Annotated in this window: 1 protein-coding gene; it reads left to right on the top strand. The window is 58.0% G+C overall.

The genetic code is table 11. The features are described 5' to 3' along the window. Positions 1 to 788, top strand: a 788-nt coding sequence (locus tag ACOCD2_RS22170) for a ParA family protein (protein ID WP_305801396.1), incomplete at its 5' end; no start/stop codon positions are given. Positions 789 to 951 lie beyond the last annotated feature (163 nt).

Here is a 951-nt window from a genome sequence, read left to right on the forward strand (position 1 = left end):
AAAACACGAGGTCCGAAATGAAGACGATGGTGGCGGCGAATCAGAAGGGAGGTGTGGGGAAGACCGCCACCCTTGTTCACTTGGCATTTGATGCGCTGGAGCGAGGTTTGCGCGTTGGTGTTGTCGATCTGGACACCCAGGCCAATGCCTCATGGACACTAAAGGAGTTTGCCAGCGGGTACACGGCAAGCCAGATGTTCGATCAGTCCAGCGATGAGGTCCGCGCTTGGTTCAATGGTGAAGTAACCGATGAGCCGTGCATCCGACTCGTCGAGTCCGACGCAAAGCTGGCCAACATGGAGACAAAGAAGCTCGCCGAGGTGGGCGCAACCTTCCGGTCCAATATCGCGGCTCTGGCGGACAGCGGTTTTGATATGATCCTGATCGACACTGCGCCTTCCCTTGGCGTTGGTCTGGCTGCCGCGCTGATCGCGGCAGATTTCGTGCTATCGCCCATCGAGCTGGAGACCTACAGCATCCAGGGTATTCAGAAGATGGTCACGGCTATCGCCAATGTGCGCCAGGCGAATCCGAAGCTTCAGTTTCTCGGCATGGTGCCCAGCAAGGTCGATGCGAGGAACCCTCGCCACGGCCGGCATCTCCAGGAGCTGGAAGCGGCCTACCCGCAACTGATGATCCCGGAGCGCGTAGGACTGCGTAGCAGTATCGCGGATGCGCTGGCATCCGGTGTGCCGGTCTGGAAGATTCGCAAGACCGCCGCGAGGAAAGCCGCCAAAGAAGTAAGAGCATTGGCGAACTATGTATTCAACAAAATGGAGATTGCCTGATGGCCGCTAAAAAACAAGCTGCTGCGGCCACTGCGTCGCATAAACCCTCTAGTCTCGGATTGGATTCCATCGGTGATCTGTCCGGCTTGCTGAACCAGCCGACCGGTGGGAACGGCGGGCCGCTGGAGCTGCCCATCGATCTGATCGATGAAGATCCGAATCA

This window comes from Thiolapillus sp., assembly GCF_048562965.1.
GTDB lineage: Bacteria > Pseudomonadota > Gammaproteobacteria > Chromatiales > Chromatiaceae > Thiolapillus > Thiolapillus brandeum_A.